The sequence below is a fragment of the Cellulomonas telluris genome (genome assembly GCF_004886325.1).
Lineage (GTDB): Bacteria > Actinomycetota > Actinomycetes > Actinomycetales > Cellulomonadaceae > Cellulomonas > Cellulomonas telluris.
This window is the reverse complement of the sequence record NZ_QXFN01000077.1, coordinates 1-557: the sequence shown is the minus strand read 5'-3', so window position 1 is coordinate 557 and position 557 is coordinate 1. Positions and strand designations below refer to the sequence as shown.

Below are 557 nucleotides of genomic sequence, written 5' to 3'. Positions count from 1 at the left end.
GACAGCGCCGAGGCGCTCGGTCGTGCCGTACTGGGTGACCATCGCGCGGGCCAGGTTGGTGGCCTTCTCGATGTCGTTGCCGGCACCGGAGGTGACGTCGTGGAAGATCAGCGCCTCGGCGGCCATGCCGCCGAGCATGTAGGCGAGGGAGTCGAGCATCTCGCTGCGCGTCTGGGAGTACTTGTCGCGGTCGGGCAGCACCATCGTGTAGCCCAGCGCGCGGCCGCGCGGGAGGATCGTCACCTTGTGCACGGGGTCGGTGCCGGGCAGCGCCGCGGCGACCAGGGCGTGGCCGCCCTCGTGGTAGGCGGTGATCAGCTTCTCGCGCTCGCTCATCAGGCGCGTACGCCGCTGCGGGCCCGCGATGACGCGGTCGATCGCCTCGTCGAGGGAGGCGTCGGTGATCATCTTGGCGTTGCCGCGGGCGGTGAGCAGCGCGGCCTCGTTGAGCACGTTGGCGAGGTCGGCGCCGGTGAAGCCGGGCGTGCGCCGCGCGACGCTCATCAGGTCGATGTCCTGCGCGATCGGCTTGCCGCGCGAGTGGACCTGGAGGATCT

At 71.1% G+C, this 557-nt stretch carries 1 pseudogene; it reads right to left on the bottom strand.

Annotated features, from left to right (window positions below):
• Positions 1-557, bottom strand: a pseudogene (locus FB586_RS18820) (ATP-dependent zinc metalloprotease FtsH); the annotation flags it as partial.